Source organism: Pseudomonas sp. HOU2 (assembly GCF_040729435.1).
Classification (GTDB): domain Bacteria; phylum Pseudomonadota; class Gammaproteobacteria; order Pseudomonadales; family Pseudomonadaceae; genus Aquipseudomonas.
The window spans coordinates 3,037,982-3,055,356 of record NZ_CP160398.1; the positions used below are offsets into that span (position 1 = coordinate 3,037,982).

The 17,375-nt window shown below is 60.8% G+C and carries 19 protein-coding genes; 11 read left to right on the plus strand and 8 right to left on the minus strand.

What is annotated here, in order from left to right:
* Positions 1-93 precede the first annotated feature (93 nt).
* The 3 genes from ABV589_RS13740 to ABV589_RS13750 all read left to right on the plus strand — a co-directional run bounded on the left by ABV589_RS13740 (position 94) and on the right by ABV589_RS13750 (position 3,872).
* Positions 94-378, plus strand: coding sequence for a hypothetical protein (locus tag ABV589_RS13740; protein ID WP_367082007.1), 285 nt, complete (start codon positions 94-96; stop codon positions 376-378).
* A 223-nt stretch (positions 379-601) separates the two neighbouring features.
* Positions 602-847, plus strand: coding sequence for a TIGR02647 family protein (locus ABV589_RS13745; protein ID WP_007964531.1), 246 nt, complete (start codon positions 602-604; stop codon positions 845-847).
* Positions 848-1,028: 181 nt separating this feature from the next.
* Positions 1,029-3,872: a class I adenylate cyclase gene (locus ABV589_RS13750; RefSeq protein WP_367082008.1), complete on the plus strand. Its 2,844-nt coding sequence runs from the start codon at positions 1,029-1,031 to the stop codon at positions 3,870-3,872.
* A gap of 7 nt (positions 3,873-3,879) precedes the next feature.
* Here the strand turns inward: ABV589_RS13750 and rnk are convergent, their stop codons facing one another.
* From rnk to cyaY, 3 genes are all read right to left on the minus strand, one after another.
* Positions 3,880-4,299 carry a nucleoside diphosphate kinase regulator gene (rnk, locus tag ABV589_RS13755; protein ID WP_003229397.1) on the minus strand — a complete coding sequence of 140 codons (420 nt, stop codon included), beginning with the start codon at positions 4,297-4,299 and terminating at the stop codon, positions 3,880-3,882.
* A gap of 257 nt (positions 4,300-4,556) precedes the next feature.
* The gene (locus tag ABV589_RS13760) at positions 4,557-4,772 is read right to left on the minus strand and encodes a DUF1289 domain-containing protein (RefSeq protein ID WP_367082010.1); all 216 of its coding nucleotides are present in this window, start codon (positions 4,770-4,772) and stop codon (positions 4,557-4,559) included.
* 2 nt (positions 4,773-4,774) lie between these two features.
* A complete protein-coding gene (gene cyaY, locus ABV589_RS13765; protein ID WP_007964535.1) occupies positions 4,775-5,101 on the minus strand; it encodes an iron donor protein CyaY in 327 nt (108 codons plus the stop codon).
* A 317-nt stretch (positions 5,102-5,418) separates the two neighbouring features.
* Between cyaY and ABV589_RS13770 the strand changes: the two genes are divergently transcribed.
* The 6 genes from ABV589_RS13770 to ABV589_RS13795 are packed head-to-tail and all read left to right on the plus strand — an operon-like array spanning position 5,419 to position 10,028.
* Positions 5,419-5,592 (plus strand): lipoprotein, encoded by a 174-nt coding sequence (locus ABV589_RS13770; protein WP_007911098.1) that lies wholly within the window; start codon positions 5,419-5,421, stop codon positions 5,590-5,592.
* A 9-nt stretch (positions 5,593-5,601) separates the two neighbouring features.
* A complete protein-coding gene (gene lysA, locus ABV589_RS13775; RefSeq protein ID WP_367082013.1) occupies positions 5,602-6,849 on the plus strand; it encodes a diaminopimelate decarboxylase in 1,248 nt (415 codons plus the stop codon).
* 3 nt (positions 6,850-6,852) lie between these two features.
* Complete coding sequence (gene dapF / locus ABV589_RS13780; protein ID WP_027610441.1) at positions 6,853-7,683, plus strand: diaminopimelate epimerase; 831 nt, start codon at positions 6,853-6,855, stop codon at positions 7,681-7,683.
* A 13-nt stretch (positions 7,684-7,696) separates the two neighbouring features.
* Positions 7,697-8,422 carry a DUF484 family protein gene (locus tag ABV589_RS13785; protein ID WP_097089519.1) on the plus strand — a complete coding sequence of 242 codons (726 nt, stop codon included), beginning with the start codon at positions 7,697-7,699 and terminating at the stop codon, positions 8,420-8,422.
* A gap of 2 nt (positions 8,423-8,424) precedes the next feature.
* Positions 8,425-9,324 (plus strand): tyrosine recombinase XerC, encoded by a 900-nt coding sequence (gene xerC / locus ABV589_RS13790; protein ID WP_367082016.1) that lies wholly within the window; start codon positions 8,425-8,427, stop codon positions 9,322-9,324.
* Positions 9,321-10,028, plus strand: a complete 708-nt coding sequence (locus tag ABV589_RS13795) for an HAD-IA family hydrolase (RefSeq protein WP_367082018.1) — start codon at positions 9,321-9,323, stop codon at positions 10,026-10,028. The genes xerC and ABV589_RS13795 overlap by 4 nt, the downstream gene beginning before the upstream one ends.
* Positions 10,029-10,261: 233 nt before the next feature.
* Here ABV589_RS13795 and sutA read toward each other — a convergent pair whose 3' ends face one another.
* The 4 genes from sutA to glnK all read right to left on the minus strand — a co-directional run bounded on the left by sutA (position 10,262) and on the right by glnK (position 13,046).
* A complete protein-coding gene (gene sutA / locus ABV589_RS13800; protein WP_007964546.1) occupies positions 10,262-10,588 on the minus strand; it encodes a transcriptional regulator SutA in 327 nt (108 codons plus the stop codon).
* 102 nt (positions 10,589-10,690) lie between these two features.
* Positions 10,691-11,116, minus strand: coding sequence for a secondary thiamine-phosphate synthase enzyme YjbQ (locus tag ABV589_RS13805; RefSeq protein WP_367082020.1), 426 nt, complete (start codon positions 11,114-11,116; stop codon positions 10,691-10,693).
* Between the two features lie 216 nt (positions 11,117-11,332).
* Positions 11,333-12,670 (minus strand): ammonium transporter, encoded by a 1,338-nt coding sequence (locus ABV589_RS13810; RefSeq protein WP_367082022.1) that lies wholly within the window; start codon positions 12,668-12,670, stop codon positions 11,333-11,335.
* Between the two features lie 37 nt (positions 12,671-12,707).
* Positions 12,708-13,046, minus strand: coding sequence for a P-II family nitrogen regulator (gene glnK / locus ABV589_RS13815; protein ID WP_002555808.1), 339 nt, complete (start codon positions 13,044-13,046; stop codon positions 12,708-12,710).
* Between the two features lie 413 nt (positions 13,047-13,459).
* Here glnK and ABV589_RS13820 point away from each other — a divergent pair, with 413 nt between their 5' ends.
* Positions 13,460-13,720: an accessory factor UbiK family protein gene (locus ABV589_RS13820; protein ID WP_011336527.1), complete on the plus strand. Its 261-nt coding sequence runs from the start codon at positions 13,460-13,462 to the stop codon at positions 13,718-13,720.
* A 763-nt stretch (positions 13,721-14,483) separates the two neighbouring features.
* A complete protein-coding gene (locus tag ABV589_RS13825) occupies positions 14,484-15,977 on the plus strand; it encodes a YifB family Mg chelatase-like AAA ATPase (RefSeq protein ID WP_367082024.1) in 1,494 nt (497 codons plus the stop codon).
* Here ABV589_RS13825 and ABV589_RS13830 read toward each other — a convergent pair.
* Positions 15,974-17,188: an aldose 1-epimerase family protein gene (locus ABV589_RS13830; protein ID WP_367082026.1), complete on the minus strand. Its 1,215-nt coding sequence runs from the start codon at positions 17,186-17,188 to the stop codon at positions 15,974-15,976. The two genes, ABV589_RS13825 and ABV589_RS13830, sit on opposite strands and share 4 nt — an antisense overlap.
* Between the last annotated feature and the right edge of the window lie 187 nt (positions 17,189-17,375).

The window sequence follows — 17,375 nt, forward strand, 5'->3', positions numbered from 1 at the left end:
AGTCACTGTTTATAGATCGCCCGCCACGATCCTGCCAGCAGCATCACGCCGCTGAATGCGGGTAAACTGGCGCCTTTCCTTGAGGAGCCTGCCATGAGCGAGCCGACAGACATCGACAACGACGAAGAAGAGTTCACCGAGGCGACGTTGATCGAAGCCATCGAGAACCAGATCGAAAGCGACAACCCGCCAGCGGCCAAGGCGACCTTCAACAAGCTGACCCTGGTGGGTGTCGAGCGTGAAGAGATCCTCAATCTGATGGCGCACGTGCTCGCCTACGAGATTGACGCGATGCTCGATGAAGACCGGGCGTTCGATACCCAGTGGTATGAAACCGCGCTGCGTGCGTTGCCTGAGTTGCCACCGGAAAAGCAGTAACGCAAATTTTCCAGACTAGACTCTGTGGCGAGGGAGCTTGCTCCCGCTCGGCTGCGTAGCAGTCGTCAAGATTTTGGGGCCGCTACGCGCCCCAACGGGAGCAAGCTCCCTCGCCACAGACAGCATTCCAAGGCAAAAGCCTGTTTCCGGCACTGGACATGCCGCAAAAGCGGGTTCACCTTAGGGGCGCTGTCGTCCAATTCCTAGAAAGTCTGGAGTCCTTATGTCGCTTACCCCTGAGTTGGTTGCCGAACTGGAAGTCCTCGCACTCTTCAACCTGGACAGTTCCCAGGAAGGTTTGAAAATTCATCAGACCGCTGCCCCGAAACATATCGCCGCCGCCAAACGCCTCTTCGAGAAAGAACTCACCGACCAGCCTGATGGCGGGTACCTGACCAGCCTGGGTCGCGATGCCGCGCAAAATGTGCAAACCGTGCTGACCATTCTGAGAGAGCAGGCAACCGCCTGATTTTTCCCGTCTTTGCCCACGGGAACTCCTGCCACGGGATTTCCGCGGGCCCACCTGGCACCACTGCTAAAAATCTGACGTCAAAAAACAAATTCAGCTTAAAAGTCCCGCTGCGCAAAGGCTAAACTGCCTCCCATTCCGAGACCTTATTCGTCCGGCCTGCGAGCCGGTTTGAGCTGACATGACGCGCACCCACGAAATCCGCCCCGACCTGGATGAAGGCATCGACCGCAAGGTACTCAGCCAGTTGCGTGCGCGTTTTCTCAAACTCAATGAAGGCCGGCTCGGCCGGGCACTTGAAGGCTTGTCGACCCGCCAGCAAGGCGTATTGACCCTGCTGCCACTGTTCTTCCACGTCAATCACCCGCTGCTGCCGGGTTATGTCTCGGGCAGCACGCCAGCCGGGCTGTCCAATTACGAACCGGACGCCAATGCGCTGGCCGAAGCGCAGCGCCTGACCCGCTCGTTCTCCTACAAGCCACGCCACGGCAGCAACCCGCCACGGCCGATTCACGGTTTGTTCCTGATGGGCAGCCTTGGCACCCTGGCTCAGGCCGATCAGAGCGACATGGACGTGTGGGTCTGCCATGCGCCAGACCTGACGGACAGCGAACTGGCGGAACTGAGCAAGAAATGTCAGCTGCTCGAGGCCTGGGCCGCGACCCAAGGCGCCGAGGCGCATTTCTTTCTGATCGACCCGGTGCGCTTCGTCAAAGGCGAACGCGACACCCAGCTCAGTTCCGAAAACTGCGGCAGCACTCAGCACTATCTGTTGCTGGACGAGTTTTATCGCACCGCGATCTGGCTGGCCGGGCGCACGCCGATCTGGTGGCTGGTGCCGGTCTACGAAGAACGCGCTTACGACCTGTACACCCACACCTTGTTGTCCAAGCGCTTCATTCGAGCCGACGAGACGCTTGATCTCGGGCATCTGGCGACGATTCCGCCGGGCGAGTTCATCGGCGCCGGCCTGTGGCAGCTGTTCAAGGGCATCGAGTCGCCCTACAAGTCGGTGCTCAAGCTGTTGCTGACCGAGGTCTACGCCAGCGAACACCCGAACGTGCAGTGCCTGAGCCTGCGCTACAAGCAGGCTGTGTTCGCCAATCAGCTGGATCTGGATGAGCTCGATCCGTACATGGTGGTGTACCGACGCATCGAGGAATACCTCAGCGCCCGCAACGAGCCGGAGCGCCTGGAGCTGGTGCGTCGCGCGCTGTACCTGAAGGTCAACCGCAAGCTCACCGGCAACAGCCGCAGCCAGGGCTGGCAGCGTTCGCTATTGGAACGTCTGGCCAGCGAATGGCATTGGGATCAGCGCCAACTGGCTTTGCTCGACAGTCGCAGTCAGTGGAAAGTCCGTCAGGTCAGTGCCGAACGCCGCGCCTTGGTCAACGAACTCAATTACAGCTATCGCTTCCTGACCCAGTTTGCCCGCAGCGAACAGACCGTCAGCCTGATCAACAAGCGTGATCTGAACGTACTCGGTCGACGGTTATACGCCGCGTTCGAGCGCAAGGCCGACAAGGTCGAATTCATCAATCCCGGCATCGCCCCGGATCTGGCCGAAGACACCCTGACCCTGGTGCAGTCGCCGAACAAGAAAGAGCCCGGGCAAACCCAGTGGGGTTTGTATAACGGCAGCCTCAACGCGCTGGAGTGGGAGCACTTCGCGCCGATCAAGCGCAGCCGCGAGCTGCTCGAACTGCTGACCTGGTGCCATCGCAACGGTGTGATCGACAGCAGCACCCGTCTGGCGCTGCATCCCGGCACCAGCGACATGAGCGAGTTCGAGCTGTTCAACCTGCTCGGCAGCCTGCAGCAATGCATCGCCCTGCCCTTGCCGACCGTCGCCGAAGAACCGCTGCTGCGCGCCGCCGTGCCGAGCGAAGTGCTGATGCTGGTCAACGTTGGCGTCGATCCGCTCAAGCATCACCGCGACCTGAATATCCTGATGACCACCGAGCGTACTGACTCGCTGAGTTACGCCGGGGTGCGCGAAAACCTTGTGCTGACCCTCGATCAGGTCACGCTCAACAGCTGGAACGAGGTGCTGGTCAACCGTTTCGATGGCCCCCACGCATTGCTCGATTGCCTGCGCGACTACCTCAACAACCTGCCGCGCGGCCCGCAGCAGCCGTCATTGAAAGTGCGCTGCTTCTGCCACAACCGCGCACAGTTCATTGCCCGGCGCGTCGAAGAAATCGTCGACACGGCGCAGAACCTGCTGCTCAGCGAGCTCAATCACCGCTACCTGATTCAGGTGCAACAGCACTATCACGTGCTGGAACTGGTGCCGGGACAGGTCAACCATGTCGCTCTCGCCACGCTGCCGGCATTGCTCGATTATCTGGGCGAAGAACAGCCGCGCTACAGTCCGCTGCACCTGGATCCGATGGCACTGGAGGATCACGATCTCGCGCTGATCCTGCCGATGGGCCAGCCGGAATCGATTCAGGTGTTCTACCGGATCAGCGAGCAGCAGGCCGAACTGTACGTGCTGGATGAGTTCAACGCGCTGTGGCAACAGCATCTGCCGTATCACGACGAACAGAGCCTGCTGGTGCCGCTGCAACGTTTCCTGCAATCGATCCAGTACCGACGTGAAGCGCTGTTGCCGATGGACGGCAGCCCGGCGGTCAGCCTCGACACCTTGTATTACCAGTTATTGCCTTCTGGCCCGGGGCGCGCGCGACGGGTCGAAGCACGGCCGGCGCCGCAGACACCGGTCAACAAACCGTTCTACGACGTGCAAGCGATCGTCGGCAAAGCGGCACCGGGCGAGGTGCAAGTCACCTTGTATTGCAATCAACGAGAATTCAGCGAGCTGGAACATGGCGATCAGCTGTTCCACGTGGTCGCCCGGGAAATCGTCGAGCAGCGCCGCGAGACCGAGCGCTATCGCTGCTACATCACCGACCTGGACCTCTCGGGCCTGCTCGGTGATGGTCAGAGTTCAAGCAATTTGTATCTGCGCTACAAGGCCGACCTGGAGCGCGCCCTGAACGAGGCGCTCGAACAGGTCTGAGGCGGGGTCACTCGCGGAATTCACCGCCGTTGGCCGGCTGCGATTCGACTTCCAGCAAGGTCAGTTTCAGGGTCTTGCCGCCGGGCGCCGGCCAGTCGATGTGCTGACCGACCTTCAGGCCCAGCAGCGCGCTGCCGACCGGTGCGAGGATCGAGATCTTGCCCTCGTCGGCGTTGGCGTCCTTGGGATAGACCAGCGTCAGGTGGTAATCCTTGCCACTGCCTTCTTCGCGGCAGTGCACGCGAGAATTCATGGTCACGACATCGGCGGGCACTTCATCGTGGCCGACCAGTGTATCGGCGCGGTCCAGTTCGGTTTGCAGCGCGATCACGCCCGGCGCAGCCTGGTCTTTCTCATTCAGGTTGTCGATCAAGCGCTCCAGACGTTGCACGTCCAGACGGGTAAGGGTGATGGAAGGTGCGGTCATGATCCGGGCAGACTCCTTTCTTCTGCACACAAAAAAAGCAAAACCCCGCCAAAAAAGACGGGGTTTTCACCAGGCCTCGATGGGTTGAGGCGTGTTCGGACACTATCACAGCTCAAAAAATATACAAGTCACCTTCCAGACCGGAGGAGACGCCTTGTGGCGAGGGAGCTTGCTCCCGCTGGGGCGCGTAGCGGCCCTGAAATTCCTACGACTGCTGCGCAGCCGAGCGGGAGCAAGCTCCCTCGCCACTAATCGGATCAGGCATGTGATTTTCGTGCGGCAGCCTGCTGGCAGATGATCCGGCGGCGTTGATCGTCCGCCGAGCGCCACTCGCGAATATCCTCGACATGCCGCGCACAACCGAGGCAGACCTTCTGCTCGTCCAGCCGACACACGCCGGTGCACGGCGACGGCACCGCGGGGCTGACGTTGCTGTAGAGCGGTTTGGGTGGGCGCGGGGCAACCTCGGTCACGATCAGATCTCTTCGAAATCCAGCTCGAGGCCGGCCTGGTCCTGGACACAACGAGCCAGCACTTCACCGAGCAACTCTTCGGACTTCTCGCAACTCCATTTGCCCGACTCTTCGTCGTAGTCGAAATGGAATCCACCGGAACGCGCTGCCAGCCACAGCTGACGCAGCGGCTCCTGGCGACTGATGATCAACTGGCTGCCGTTATCGAACTTGATGGTCATCATGCCGGCCGTGATCTCGATATCGTCGGCATGATCCTCCAGCAACTCTTCCAACGCCTGCTGGGTGGCATCGACCAGATCGTGGAAACGCGCTTCGGACAAACTCATTGTGGCAACCTCAAAAAATGTCTGATCAGGCTCAAGCGCCGCAAGATACGGACGCTGCCGGCCGATTGCAAAGGATAACGACCAAGGGCCTGCCCGCCCATCAACACCGAACCCTGTGGGAGCGAGCCTGCTCGCGAATAGCGGTGTGTCTGGCAGTAAACATATCGGATGTGCCGGCCTCTTCGCGAGCAGGCTCGCTCCCACAAGGCTCCAGGCGTATTCAGGGAGCCCCGCCGGACGGAAACCCCCTCGCATAGGCAAGCTGCCGGGTGGCCGGTATACTCCGGCGCAATTAACGCATTTTCAAGGATTTCGCCATGAAGCGCCTGATCTCTTCCCTTGCTGCGCTCGTCGCGGTTGCCTGCCTCGTTTCGGCCTGTGGTCAAAAAGGCCCGCTGTACCTGCCGGATGACGATCAGGACCCGGCCGAGCAAGCCCAGTCTTCGCAGAAGCAGCCGTCCAAAGCTCACAAGCACGACGTTTACCAATAAGGGATCGCCATGGACGCTTTTAACTACCGTGGCGGGGAGCTGTTCGCGGAAGGTGTGGCGCTGTCCGCCATCGCCGACCGCTTCGGCACGCCCACCTATGTTTATTCGCGCGCACACATCGAAGCCCAGTATCTGGCCTACGCCGATGCCCTGGCCGGCATGCCGCACCTGGTCTGCTACGCCGTCAAGGCCAACTCCAACCTCGGCGTGCTGAATGTCCTGGCCCGTCTCGGCGCCGGTTTCGATATCGTTTCCCGTGGCGAACTGGAACGTGTACTGGCCGCTGGCGGCAGTGCCGACAAGATCGTGTTCTCCGGCGTCGGCAAGACCCGTGACGACATGCGTCGCGCGCTGGAAGTCGGCGTGCACTGCTTCAACGTCGAATCCACTGACGAACTCGAGCGCCTGCAAGTCGTGGCTGCCGAGCTGGGCGTTCGCGCGCCGATCTCGTTGCGCGTGAACCCGGACGTCGACGCCGGCACCCACCCGTACATTTCCACCGGTCTCAAAGAGAACAAGTTCGGCATCGCCATTGCCGACGCCGAAGACGTGTATGTGCGTGCCGCGCACCTGCCGAACCTCGAAGTGATTGGTGTCGACTGCCACATCGGCTCGCAACTGACCAGCCTGCCACCATTCCTCGACGCCCTCGACCGTCTGCTGGATCTGGTCGACCGCCTCGGCGATTGCGGCATCCACCTGCGCCACATCGATCTCGGTGGTGGCCTGGGCGTGCGCTATCGCGATGAAGAGCCGCCATTGGCCGGCGACTACATCAAGGCCGTGCGTGAGCGTCTGAACGGGCGTGACCTGGCGCTGGTGTTCGAACCGGGCCGCTTCATCGTCGCCAACGCCGGCGTGCTGCTGACCCAGGTCGAGTACCTCAAGCACACCGAACACAAGGATTTCGCCATCGTCGACGCGGCGATGAACGACCTGATCCGCCCGGCGCTGTATCAGGCCTGGATGGACGTCACTGCGATCAAACCGCGTGACTCCGCTGCGCGCAAATACGACATCGTCGGCCCGATCTGCGAAACCGGCGATTTCCTCGCCAAGGATCGTGAGCTGGCGCTGGAAGAAGGCGACCTGCTGGCCGTGCATTCGGCCGGTGCCTACGGCTTCGTGATGAGTTCCAACTACAACACCCGTGGCCGTGCCGCTGAAGTGTTGGTAGACGGTGATCAGGTTTTTGAAGTGCGCCGCCGCGAAACCGTGGCCGAGCTGTTTGCCGGCGAAAGCCTGCTGCCGGAGTAACCCATGCTGCTGCGTTTTACCAAAATGCACGGCCTGGGCAATGACTTCATGGTTCTCGACCTGGTCAGCCAGCACGCGCATATTCAGCCCAAGCACGCCAAGCAATGGGGCGACCGGCACACCGGTATCGGTTTCGACCAGTTGCTGATTGTCGAAGCGCCGAGCAACCCGGACGTGGATTTCCGCTACCGGATCTTCAACTCCGATGGCTCGGAAGTGGAACAGTGCGGCAACGGTGCACGCTGCTTCGCCCGCTTCGTTCTGGACAAGCGCCTGACCGCCAAGCGGCAGATTCGCGTCGAGACCAAGGGCGGCATCATCGAGCTGGACGTGCGTAACGACGGCCAGATCGGGGTGAACATGGGCGCGCCGCGTCTGGTGCCGGCGGACATTCCGTTCGACGCGCCGGCGCAGGCCAGCAGCTATCAGTTGGAAGTCGACGGCACCACGGTCGAACTGGCCGCCGTGTCCATGGGCAACCCGCACGCCGTATTGCGCGTGCAGGACATCAACAACGCACCGGTGCATGAACTGGGGCCGAAAATCGAACACCACCCGCGCTTCCCGGCACGGGTCAATGTCGGTTTCATCCAGGTCATCGACCGCAACCGCGCGCAGTTGCGCGTCTGGGAACGCGGCGCCGGGGAAACCCAGGCCTGCGGCACCGGCGCTTGCGCCGCGGCTGTCGCGGCCATCAGCCAGGGGTGGATGGATTCGCCGCTGTTGATCGACCTGCCCGGCGGGCGTCTGTCCATTGAATGGGCAGGCCCTGGCCACCCGGTGCTGATGACCGGCCCGGCAGTGCGTGTATACGAAGGACAAGTGCGTCTTTGAGTGAGCAGAAGCCATGACCGATAAGCCTCAGGTACCCGCCCGACAGTCCGACGAATCCGCGTCCGAGAGCCTGGAGGCGGCAGCGGTTGCCGCATACCTGGAGGCTCATCCGGACTTCTTCGTCGAGCACGAAGAACTGCTGCCTGCCATGCGCATTCCTCATCAGCGCGGTGACACCGTATCGCTGGTCGAGCGGCAGATGAGCATCCTGCGCGACCGCAACATCGAGATGCGTCATCGTCTCTCGCAGTTGATGGACGTCGCCCGCGACAACGACCGGCTGTTCGACAAGACCCGTCGCCTGATCCTGTCCCTGATGGATGCCGCCAGTCTGGAAGATGTGGTGATCAGCGTCGAAGACAGCCTGCGCCAGGACTTTCAGGTGCCTTTTGTCAGCCTGATCCTGCTCGGCGACAACCCGGCACCGGTCGGCCGCTGGGTCACCCACGCCGACGCGCAAACCGCGATCGGCGGGCTGCTCACCGAAGGCAAGAGCGTCAGCGGCACTCTGCGTGAACATGAACTGGACTTCCTGTTCGGCGAAGAGCAGCGCAAGCAGATCGGCTCCACAGCGGTGGTCGCGGTCAGCCATCAAGGCATCCACGGCATTCTCGCAATCGCCAGCCGTGATCCGCAGCATTACAAGAGTTCGGTCGGTACGCTGTTCCTCAGCTACATCGCCGAAGTCATGGGCCGCGTGCTGCCACGGGTCAACAGCTCCCTGCGCTCGGTACGCTGAACATGGAACGGCAACTGGACGCTTACTGCGAACACTTGCGCAGTGAGCGACAGGTGTCGCCGCACACCCTGTCGGCCTACCGCCGCGACCTCGATAAAGTCCTCGGCTGGTGCATCAAGCAGAATATCGGCAGTTGGGCGGCGCTGGATATTCAGCGTCTACGCAGCCTGATCGCCCGACTGCATGCGCAGGGTCAGTCGTCACGCAGTCTCGCCCGATTGCTTTCGGCGGTGCGCGGGCTCTATCACTATCTGAATCGCGAAGGTCTGTGCGACCACGACCCGGCGACCGGTCTGGCGCCGCCAAAAGGTGAACGGCGCCTGCCAAAAACCCTCGACACTGACCGTGCGTTGCAACTGCTGGAAGGTGCGGTCGAGGACGACTTTCTCGCTCGTCGTGATCAGGCGATTCTCGAACTGTTCTATTCCTCGGGCCTGCGCCTGTCCGAGCTGACCGGGCTCAATCTCGATCAGCTGGATCTGGCCGACGGCATGGTTCAGGTGCTCGGCAAGGGCAGCAAGACCCGCCTGCTGCCGGTCGGCAAAAAGGCGCGCGAAGCACTGGAGCAATGGCTGCCGCTGCGAGCCATGACCAACCCGGCCGACGACGCCGTATTCGTCAGCCAGCGAGGTCGGCGCCTCGGCCCACGGGCGATTCAGGTGCGGGTGAAACTGGCCGGCGAGCGCGAGCTGGGGCAGAACTTGCACCCGCACATGCTGCGGCACTCTTTCGCCAGCCACTTGCTGGAGTCCTCGCAGGACCTGCGCGCGGTGCAGGAACTGCTCGGCCACTCGGACATCAAGACCACGCAGATCTACACCCACCTGGACTTCCAGCACCTGGCGGCGGTCTACGACAGCGCCCACCCACGGGCCAAACGCAGCAAAGGCGACGATTCATGAACATCCAGTTGATCACCTTCGACCTCGACGACACCCTGTGGGACACCGCCCCGGTGATCGTCAGCGCCGAAGCGGTATTGCGCCAATGGCTGAGCGAACATGCACCGAACCTGGGTGCGGTGCCGGTGGAACACTTGTGGGCGATTCGCGAGCGGGTGCTGGCGAGCGAACCGGGCCTCAAGCATCGCATCAGCGCTTTGCGCCGACGGGTGTTGTTCCACGCACTGGAAGACGCTGGCTATGCCCATGGCGAAGCTTCCGAGCTGGCGGACAAGAGTTTTGAGGTGTTTTTGCATGCACGGCATCAGATCGAAGTGTTCCCGGAGGTCGAACCGACCCTGGAAATCCTCGCCAATCATTACGCCCTCGGCGTGGTCACCAACGGCAACGCCGACGTGCGCCGGTTGGGGCTGGCGGATTACTTCAAGTTTGCGCTGTGCGCGGAAGATATCGGCATCGCCAAACCGGACGCGCGCTTGTTTCACGAGGCGTTGCAGCGTGGTGGCGTGAGTGCTGAAGCGGCCGTGCACATTGGCGATCATCCTGGCGATGACATTGCCGGGGCGCAGCAGGCGGGCATGCGCGCGGTCTGGTTCAACCCCACGGGCAAGGTCTGGGAAGCCGAGCGACTGCCGGATGCGGAGGTCCGCAGCCTGACCGATTTGCCGGCAGTGCTCGCCCGCTGGAATGCCACCTCCAGCTGACACACAACCTTTTTTTGTGGCGAGGGAGCTTGCTCCCGCTCGGCTGCGCAGCAGTCGTAAAACCAGCCAACACAATATTCCTGAAAAACTGCGCCTGCAGATTTTGGGGTCGCTTCGCGACCCAGCGGGAGCAAGCTCCCTCGCCACAATATCGCAGTGAACGAGCGCTTTTGTTTCAGGCATGAAAAAGCCCGCAGCGACGGCGGGCTTTTTCAGCAAGCAGGTAGCACGCCTCAGATAGGGCGGCTGCCGTACTTGTTGTCCGGCTTCTTGGGCGGATCGGCGACCACGTTGGCCTCCACTTCCTGCACCTTGCCGCCGCGCGCAAGGAATTCTTCCATGGCCTTGGCCAGGGCGTCACGCTCCTTGTTCTTGGCTTCGATGCTCGGCAACTCGTCTACCGACACCGCAGCCTTGGCTTTGCCTTTGGCAGCCGGGGCCGGCGTATCGTCACCGCCATCGTCGTCAGCAACGTCTTCCGCTGCTGCTTCCAGGCCTTCCTCGGCCTCGTCTTCGTCGCCTACTTCGAGGTCGTCGTTTTCCAGATCATCGTCGCTCATGTTCTACCTCATGACTTGCGAAAAGCAGATTAGTTATAGACCAGCTTTGGCGACTGTCGAAAGTCGCCGGAAAAAAATCGGTAACCGCTGGTGACCAACGGTTTACGCCCCTTCACCGTGCAGGGTGGCGAGGACTTTACGCGCACCGCCATGATCACGGTGCTCGCCCAGATAAACGCCTTGCCAGGTTCCCAGTGCCAGACGACCTGCCGAAACCGGCAGACTGATCTGGCAGCCAAGCACGCTGGCCTTGAAGTGCGCCGGGAGGTCGTCCAGGCCTTCGTCGTTATGCTCATAGCCGTCTGTTCCTTGTGGGATCAGACGATTGAAAAATCGTTCGAAGTCGCGACGGACCGCCGGATCGGCGTTCTCGTTGATGGTCAACGACGCCGAGGTATGCTGCAGCCACAAATGCAACAGACCGATCCGGCACGCCTTGAGTTCAGGCAGGCCGGCGAGTAACTCGTCCGTTACCAGATGAAAGCCCCGGGGCCGTGCCCGCAGGGTTATCAGAGTCTGTTGCCACATACAGTTCTCCGCACGTTCGGGGCGCATTCTAGCGCGCTCTGGGAAAAAACAAAGGCCCTAATATTCCTGCAATGATGTAAGCGATTGGCCGCAGAAAAACGCTTGTCGTAAACACGACCAAAGCCGTACGAAAAATCCTTTCAGCCACCACCTGAATGACAAATTCCAGACAAAAAAATGCCCGGCAAGCCGGGCAAGTTTTTTCGATGCGCGTACTTACAGGTTGTAGCCGCGTTCGTTGTGTTGTGCCAGGTCCAGACCCACTGCCTCTTCTTCCTCGGTCACACGCAGACCCATCACGGCGTCCAGGACCTTGAGGATGATGAAGGTGACGATTGCGGTGTAGATCACCGTGAAGCCGACGCCTTTGCACTGAATCCAGACTTGCGAAGCAATATCGGTCACGGTGCCGAAGCCGCCCATGGCCGGTGCCGCGAACACACCGGTGAGGATCGCGCCGAGGATACCGCCGATACCGTGCACGCCGAAGGCATCCAGGGAGTCGTCATAGCCAAGTTTGCGTTTCAGGGTGGTGGCACAGAAGAAGCACACCACGCCTGCCGCCAGACCGATCACCAGTGCGCCCATCGGGCCAACGGTGCCCGCAGCCGGAGTGATCGCCACCAGACCGGCAACCACACCCGAAGCAATGCCCAGAGCGCTTGGTTTGCCGTGAGTGATCCACTCCGCGAACATCCAGCCCAGAGCCGCTGCAGCGGTTGCAATCTGAGTGACCAGCATCGCCATGCCGGCAGTGCCGTTGGCGGCTGCGGCGGAACCGGCGTTGAAGCCGAACCAGCCGACCCACAGCATCGCCGCGCCCATCAGGGTGTAACCGAGGTTGTGCGGCGCCATCGGGGTGGTCGGGAAGCCTTTGCGCTTGCCCAGTACCAGGCACGCGACCAGACCGGCGATACCGGCGTTGATATGCACCACGGTGCCGCCCGCGAAGTCGAGTACGCCCCAGTCCCACAGCAGGCCGCCATTACCGGACCAGACCATGTGTGCGATCGGCGCATAGACGAGGGTGAACCAGACGCCCATGAAGATCAGCATCGCGGAAAATTTCATTCGCTCGGCGAACGCACCGACGATCAGTGCCGGGGTGATGATCGCGAAAGTCATCTGGAAGGTGACGAACACCGCCTCCGGGAACAGCGCCGCGGGACCGGTCAGGCTTGAAGGCGTGACCCCGGCGAGGAACGCCTTGCCCATGCCGCCGAAGAACGAGTTGAAGTTGACGACGCCCTGCTCCATGCCGGTGGTGTCGAACGCAATGCTGTAGCCATAAATGACCCACAGAACGCTGATCAGACCGGTAATGGCGAAGCACTGCATCATCACCGAAAGAATGTTTTTCGAGCGCACCATGCCGCCGTAGAACAGCGCCAGGCCTGGAATGGTCATGAACAGCACGAGGGCTGTGGACGTCAGCATCCAGGCGGTATCGCCGGAATTGAGGACTGGAGGCGCCACCGGATCTGCCGCCATAGCCAGGCCGGGCATTACGATGGACAACAGGGCGCCTAGCCCTGCGAATTTACGCAGAGTCATATTGTTTTCTCCTGGGGCGTTGGGTTTGTGGCGGCGTTTAGATCGCGTCGGTATCGGTTTCGCCGGTACGGATGCGGATCGCCTGTTCCAGATTGACCACGAAGATCTTGCCGTCACCGATCTTGCCGGTGTTGGCAGCCTTGGTTATCGCCTCGATAACCCGATCCAGATCCTTGTCGTCGATGGCAACGTCGATTTTCACCTTGGGCAGAAAATCGACCACATACTCCGCGCCGCGATACAGCTCGGTGTGACCCTTCTGCCGGCCGAAGCCTTTGACTTCAGTAACGGTAATGCCCTGCACGCCGATTTCGGACAGCGACTCGCGCACGTCGTCCAACTTGAACGGCTTGATGATGGCAGTGACTAGCTTCATGAAACTCTCTCCCGAATTGGTGGACTTGCCCCAGGAAAACAAACCCGACTCAAGTCTAAGCGCAGTGCCTGGCTTTGTAACGCATCGTCGGCCCTACCTGCCCGACTGACGCCAGCTAACCGCTGCCGACGAAACTCCCCGTCCCGCCTGCCGCACTGCATTCGTCACAGCGACTGCATCAGTGCATGGGTCACTACCGACTAAGCAGAAAGCTTGCCATCTCGCCAAATTCCTCTGATTTCAATCTCTTGGCCGCTGCCGCAGGCGCCCGCGCAAAAAAGCCCCGACGGTTACGCACAACAACGGTGCGTTGCCGTCCGTCCGCCTGCGCGAAAAGCGTGCATCCGTGCCTGCGTCAATGACTATAGACACTGCGTGATACACTGCCCGCCACTGTTTACAGGACACATTCCATGCTCGCGCCCAAAGACTTCCTCGACGCCCTGAGCGGCACCGCCTCCCGCCTGTTCAGCGGCGACACCCCGCTGCCCAAAGCCGAAATCGAAAGCCAGTTCAAGATGCTGCTGCAGAGTGCGTTCAGCAAACTCGACCTGGTCAGCCGCGAAGAATTTGACAGTCAGATGGTTGTGTTGGCCCGCACCCGCGCTCGCCTCGAAAGCCTTGAGGCGAAAGTCGCAGAGCTGGAAGCCAAGCTGACGCCGCCGGCCGAGTAAGTCTGCAGACCCTGAGCCAAATGCCTTGAAATTTGCGAAAGAAATCAAACCGCTCCTGCCGAGGCAGGAGCGGTTTCCGTCAGACCAATCCTCTACAACGAATTATTCCAACGGTCTCGCAGAAACTCGTACAGGCGAAAAGCCCATAACGCGATTCTGACGAGGCGCCACATATGTTTAAGAAACTTAGACATACTTTGGCCCTCCTTGCGTGGGGCCAAACCTCCGATGCACTTTCCGGCGTACGAACACCTTCGGGACTACACGTGAGTATGTCCGCTAAGGCGGCCGGGTGTGGGTTCCCCGAATACAGCACCGGCACGGGTCTCACACCGTGTCGAGGAACATGAAGTCTTTACGCTCCCGGCCACACTTCGCGAATACTTCATGAGTGGGCATCGTCATTGCGGATTTTATGACCGCCCTTAGAAAGCGATTTAAACAACTTGTATCAAGTCGTTAGGAGGCGCTAGCAACAGGACCGTTGCCCTCTTTCAAGCCCATCTGATACTTGCGCCAATGAGCAAACATGCATAACCTGACCCCACGTGAGTGTGTCCGCAAAGGATACGCAGGCCTTGGCCTCACCGAAGCCTGCAAACTGAAAACCGTCTACTCAAGGCGGTTTTTTTTCGCCTCGAAATTGGTTGATTACTTTCCCGCAACATTCAGTGAAAGTTCGCTCCCGCCTGATCGTCCTTCCCCAACTACCCTTCAAAAACCCGCAGGAAGCGGCCCCCCCGATTCAGCTCAAGGAACGACCATGTCCCTCTCCATCGTCCACAGTCGCGCCCAGATTGGCGTGGATGCTCCCGCTGTCACTGTCGAAGTTCATCTGGCCAACGGTCTGCCGTCGCTGACCATGGTCGGCCTGCCCGAGGCGGCGGTGAAGGAGAGCAAGGATCGGGTGCGCAGCGCGATCATCAATTCCGGGCTGCAGTTTCCGGCACGGCGGATCACTTTGAATCTGGCGCCGGCGGATCTGCCCAAGGATGGCGGGCGCTTTGATCTGGCGATTGCCCTGGGGATTCTGTCGGCGAGTGTGCAGGTGCCGTGTCTGACGCTGGATGATGTGGAATGTCTGGGTGAATTGGCGTTGTCCGGCGCTGTGCGGCCGGTGCGCGGGGTGTTGCCGGCGGCGCTGGCGGCGCGCAAGGCCGGAAGGGCGCTGGTGGTGCCGCGGGCGAATGCCGAGGAGGCTTGCCTGGCGTCGGGGTTGAAAGTGTTTGCGGTGGATCATCTGCTGGAAGCAGTGGCGCATTTCAACGGGCACACGCCGGTCGAGCCTTATGTCTCGGACGGGCTTATCCATGCGGCGAAACCTTATCCCGACCTCAATGAAGTGCAAGGACAGATGGCCGCGAAACGGGCGCTGCTGATTGCGGCGGCGGGCGCGCACAACCTGTTGTTCAGTGGGCCACCGGGAACGGGCAAGACACTGTTGGCCAGTCGATTGCCGGGGCTACTGCCACCATTGTCCGAATGCGAAGCCCTTGAGGTCGCAGCGATTCAATCGGTCGCCAGCGGCGTGCCACTGACTCATTGGCCACAGCGGCCGTTTCGCCAGCCGCACCATTCTGCATCCGGTCCAGCGCTGGTCGGTGGCAGCTCGAAACCGCAACCCGGCGAAATCACCCTCGCCCACCACGGCGTGCTGTTTCTCGACGAGCTGCCGGAGTTTGATCGCAAGGTGCTTGAAGTGCTGCGCGAGCCGCTGGAATCCGGGCACATCGTGATCGCCCGAGCTAGGGATCGCGTGCGTTTTCCGGCACGTTTCCAGTTGGTCGCAGCAATGAACCCCTGCCCCTGTGGATATCTTGGCGAGCCGAGCGGCAAGTGCTCGTGTACACCGGACATGGTGCAGCGCTACCGCAACAAGCTATCGGGGCCGTTGCTGGATCGGATCGATCTGCACCTGACGGTGGCGCGGGAAGCGACGGCGCTGAATCCGGCAGTGAAGCCAGGCGAGGACAGCGCCAGTGCGGCAGCCGTGGTGGCCGAGGCGCGGGAACGCCAGCAAAAGCGTCAGCGTTGTGCCAATGCGTTCCTCGATCTGCCAGGCCTGAAGCGGCACTGCCAGTTATCCACAGCCGATGAGAAATGGCTGGAGTCAGCGTGTGAACGGCTGACCTTGTCACTACGCTCAGCCCATCGTTTGCTCAAGGTCGCCAGAACCCTGGCAGACCTTGAGCAAGTCGATGCAATCAGCCGTAAGCATCTGGCCGAGGCGCTGCAGTACCGTCCGGCGACGCCTTAGTGCTCGGTCAAATCAACCAGCGGCGTCTGCCGCACTTCGGTTTCACGCCCGGCCTGGATTTCGCTCACGCGCTTCAACGCATTATCCACAGCACCTTTGTCTTCCAGCAGGCTGTAGCTGATCTGAAACTGTTGGCTGGCCTTTGGCGCAATGGTCGGCACCATATTCAGCGGACGCTGATAGCGGCGGTTGTAGGAAAAGCTGGTGCCTGGCTCAAGGCCCGTGACATAGCCCTGCCCTTGGGTGTCGGTGTTTTTCCACAGGGAAAACACTGGCAGCTGTTGAGTATTGAAGCCAACAGAGACACCGAGGCTGCCAGCCTTGTTGTGCAAAACAGTCAGGGTTTCACCTTTGGCGTCGGCGTAAGGCACGACGTTATAGACGGTTTCGTCGTAGTCCTTGGTTGGACCACGATATGTCTGCCAATCTGTCAACTCGGCTTTGGCCTTGTCGTTGAATGGCGAGACCTGTTTCACCGGCGCCGCGAACCGTGCACCCTGCTCGAGGAACGGCGTGCTGAAGTTGCTGTGATACAGCGCCTGGTATTCCTTCGGATAATCGCCGTTGTTGGTCAGCGTATCGTTGAGGGCAAAGCGCACGCTGCCCGGCTCGGTGACCAGCTCAGTGACGACCGAGAAGTCGACTTTCTTGAAGGCCTGCTCCTTCAGTTCGCCGCGCAGGCTGATGGCGTACGGCGGCTTCTCATCAATGTGCACGGTAACGCTGCTGGCCGGGATGTTGGCGGCGCGGCCGTGCAGGGTCAGCAACTCGCCATTGTCCATACCGGGATGGCCGACCCATTCGTAACCGCAGCGGGTCACGAGTTCATTGAAGCCTTCCAGCCAGCCCAGACCACCGCGCCCATTGAGTTCGATGAAGGCCGGGTTGACGACTTCCTTGACCGGCGAATCCCATCCCATGCGCACGTTGCCGACAGACGCCTGCAGGACATTCATGCCACGGGTCGGCACCACCGAGAGTTTCATCGTGCCGTTATCGATATCGACGATGCTGACACCTTCCTGTCGCCCTCCGTGCAAGGTGCGCAGGCTGACGGAGAAAGGTTTGGCGGTTTTCACCCCGAGCTGTTCACTGGTGATCGTCCAGTTTTGCGCGGGCTTGTTGGTATCGAGGAGGACGTAATCCCAGGCAAGGGCATGGGAAGCAGCAGAGAGTGCGCCGACGGCAACGGCGAATTTGAGCGGGGTCATGGCAGCAGCCTTTATTGGAGTTGTGCCATTTTTATAGCGCTGCGGAAACGTTTCAGCAAGTGCAATGGAGCTTGCGATCGTGTGATTTACCAAGAATTCGCGAGGATCCATTCGCGAGCAAGCTCGCTCCCACAGGGATCTCGGGTGTTCACAGAATCTGTGATTCACGTCGGAAACTGTGGGAGCG

Bases quoted from the DNA above. Each gene is read 5' to 3' on its own strand.
- ABV589_RS13740 (WP_367082007.1), top strand. From the start codon at position 94: ATGAGCGAGCCGACAGACATCGACAACGACGAAGAAGAGTTCACCGAG.
- ABV589_RS13770 (WP_007911098.1), top strand. From the start codon at position 5,419: ATGAAGCGCCTGATCTCTTCCCTTGCTGCGCTCGTCGCGGTTGCCTGC.
- ABV589_RS13795 (WP_367082018.1), top strand. From the start codon at position 9,321: ATGAACATCCAGTTGATCACCTTCGACCTCGACGACACCCTGTGGGAC.
- glnK (WP_002555808.1), bottom strand. From the start codon at position 13,046: ATGAAGCTAGTCACTGCCATCATCAAGCCGTTCAAGTTGGACGACGTG.
- lysA (WP_367082013.1), top strand. From the start codon at position 5,602: ATGGACGCTTTTAACTACCGTGGCGGGGAGCTGTTCGCGGAAGGTGTG.
- dapF (WP_027610441.1), top strand. From the start codon at position 6,853: ATGCTGCTGCGTTTTACCAAAATGCACGGCCTGGGCAATGACTTCATG.
- ABV589_RS13745 (WP_007964531.1), top strand. From the start codon at position 602: ATGTCGCTTACCCCTGAGTTGGTTGCCGAACTGGAAGTCCTCGCACTC.
- cyaY (WP_007964535.1), bottom strand. From the start codon at position 5,101: ATGAGTTTGTCCGAAGCGCGTTTCCACGATCTGGTCGATGCCACCCAG.
- ABV589_RS13805 (WP_367082020.1), bottom strand. From the start codon at position 11,116: ATGTGGCAACAGACTCTGATAACCCTGCGGGCACGGCCCCGGGGCTTT.
- ABV589_RS13810 (WP_367082022.1), bottom strand. From the start codon at position 12,670: ATGACTCTGCGTAAATTCGCAGGGCTAGGCGCCCTGTTGTCCATCGTA.
- ABV589_RS13750 (WP_367082008.1), top strand. From the start codon at position 1,029: ATGACGCGCACCCACGAAATCCGCCCCGACCTGGATGAAGGCATCGAC.
- rnk (WP_003229397.1), bottom strand. From the start codon at position 4,299: ATGACCGCACCTTCCATCACCCTTACCCGTCTGGACGTGCAACGTCTG.
- ABV589_RS13830 (WP_367082026.1), bottom strand. From the start codon at position 17,188: ATGACCCCGCTCAAATTCGCCGTTGCCGTCGGCGCACTCTCTGCTGCT.
- ABV589_RS13820 (WP_011336527.1), top strand. From the start codon at position 13,460: ATGCTCGCGCCCAAAGACTTCCTCGACGCCCTGAGCGGCACCGCCTCC.
- ABV589_RS13825 (WP_367082024.1), top strand. From the start codon at position 14,484: ATGTCCCTCTCCATCGTCCACAGTCGCGCCCAGATTGGCGTGGATGCT.
- ABV589_RS13785 (WP_097089519.1), top strand. From the start codon at position 7,697: ATGACCGATAAGCCTCAGGTACCCGCCCGACAGTCCGACGAATCCGCG.
- xerC (WP_367082016.1), top strand. From the start codon at position 8,425: ATGGAACGGCAACTGGACGCTTACTGCGAACACTTGCGCAGTGAGCGA.
- sutA (WP_007964546.1), bottom strand. From the start codon at position 10,588: ATGAGCGACGATGATCTGGAAAACGACGACCTCGAAGTAGGCGACGAA.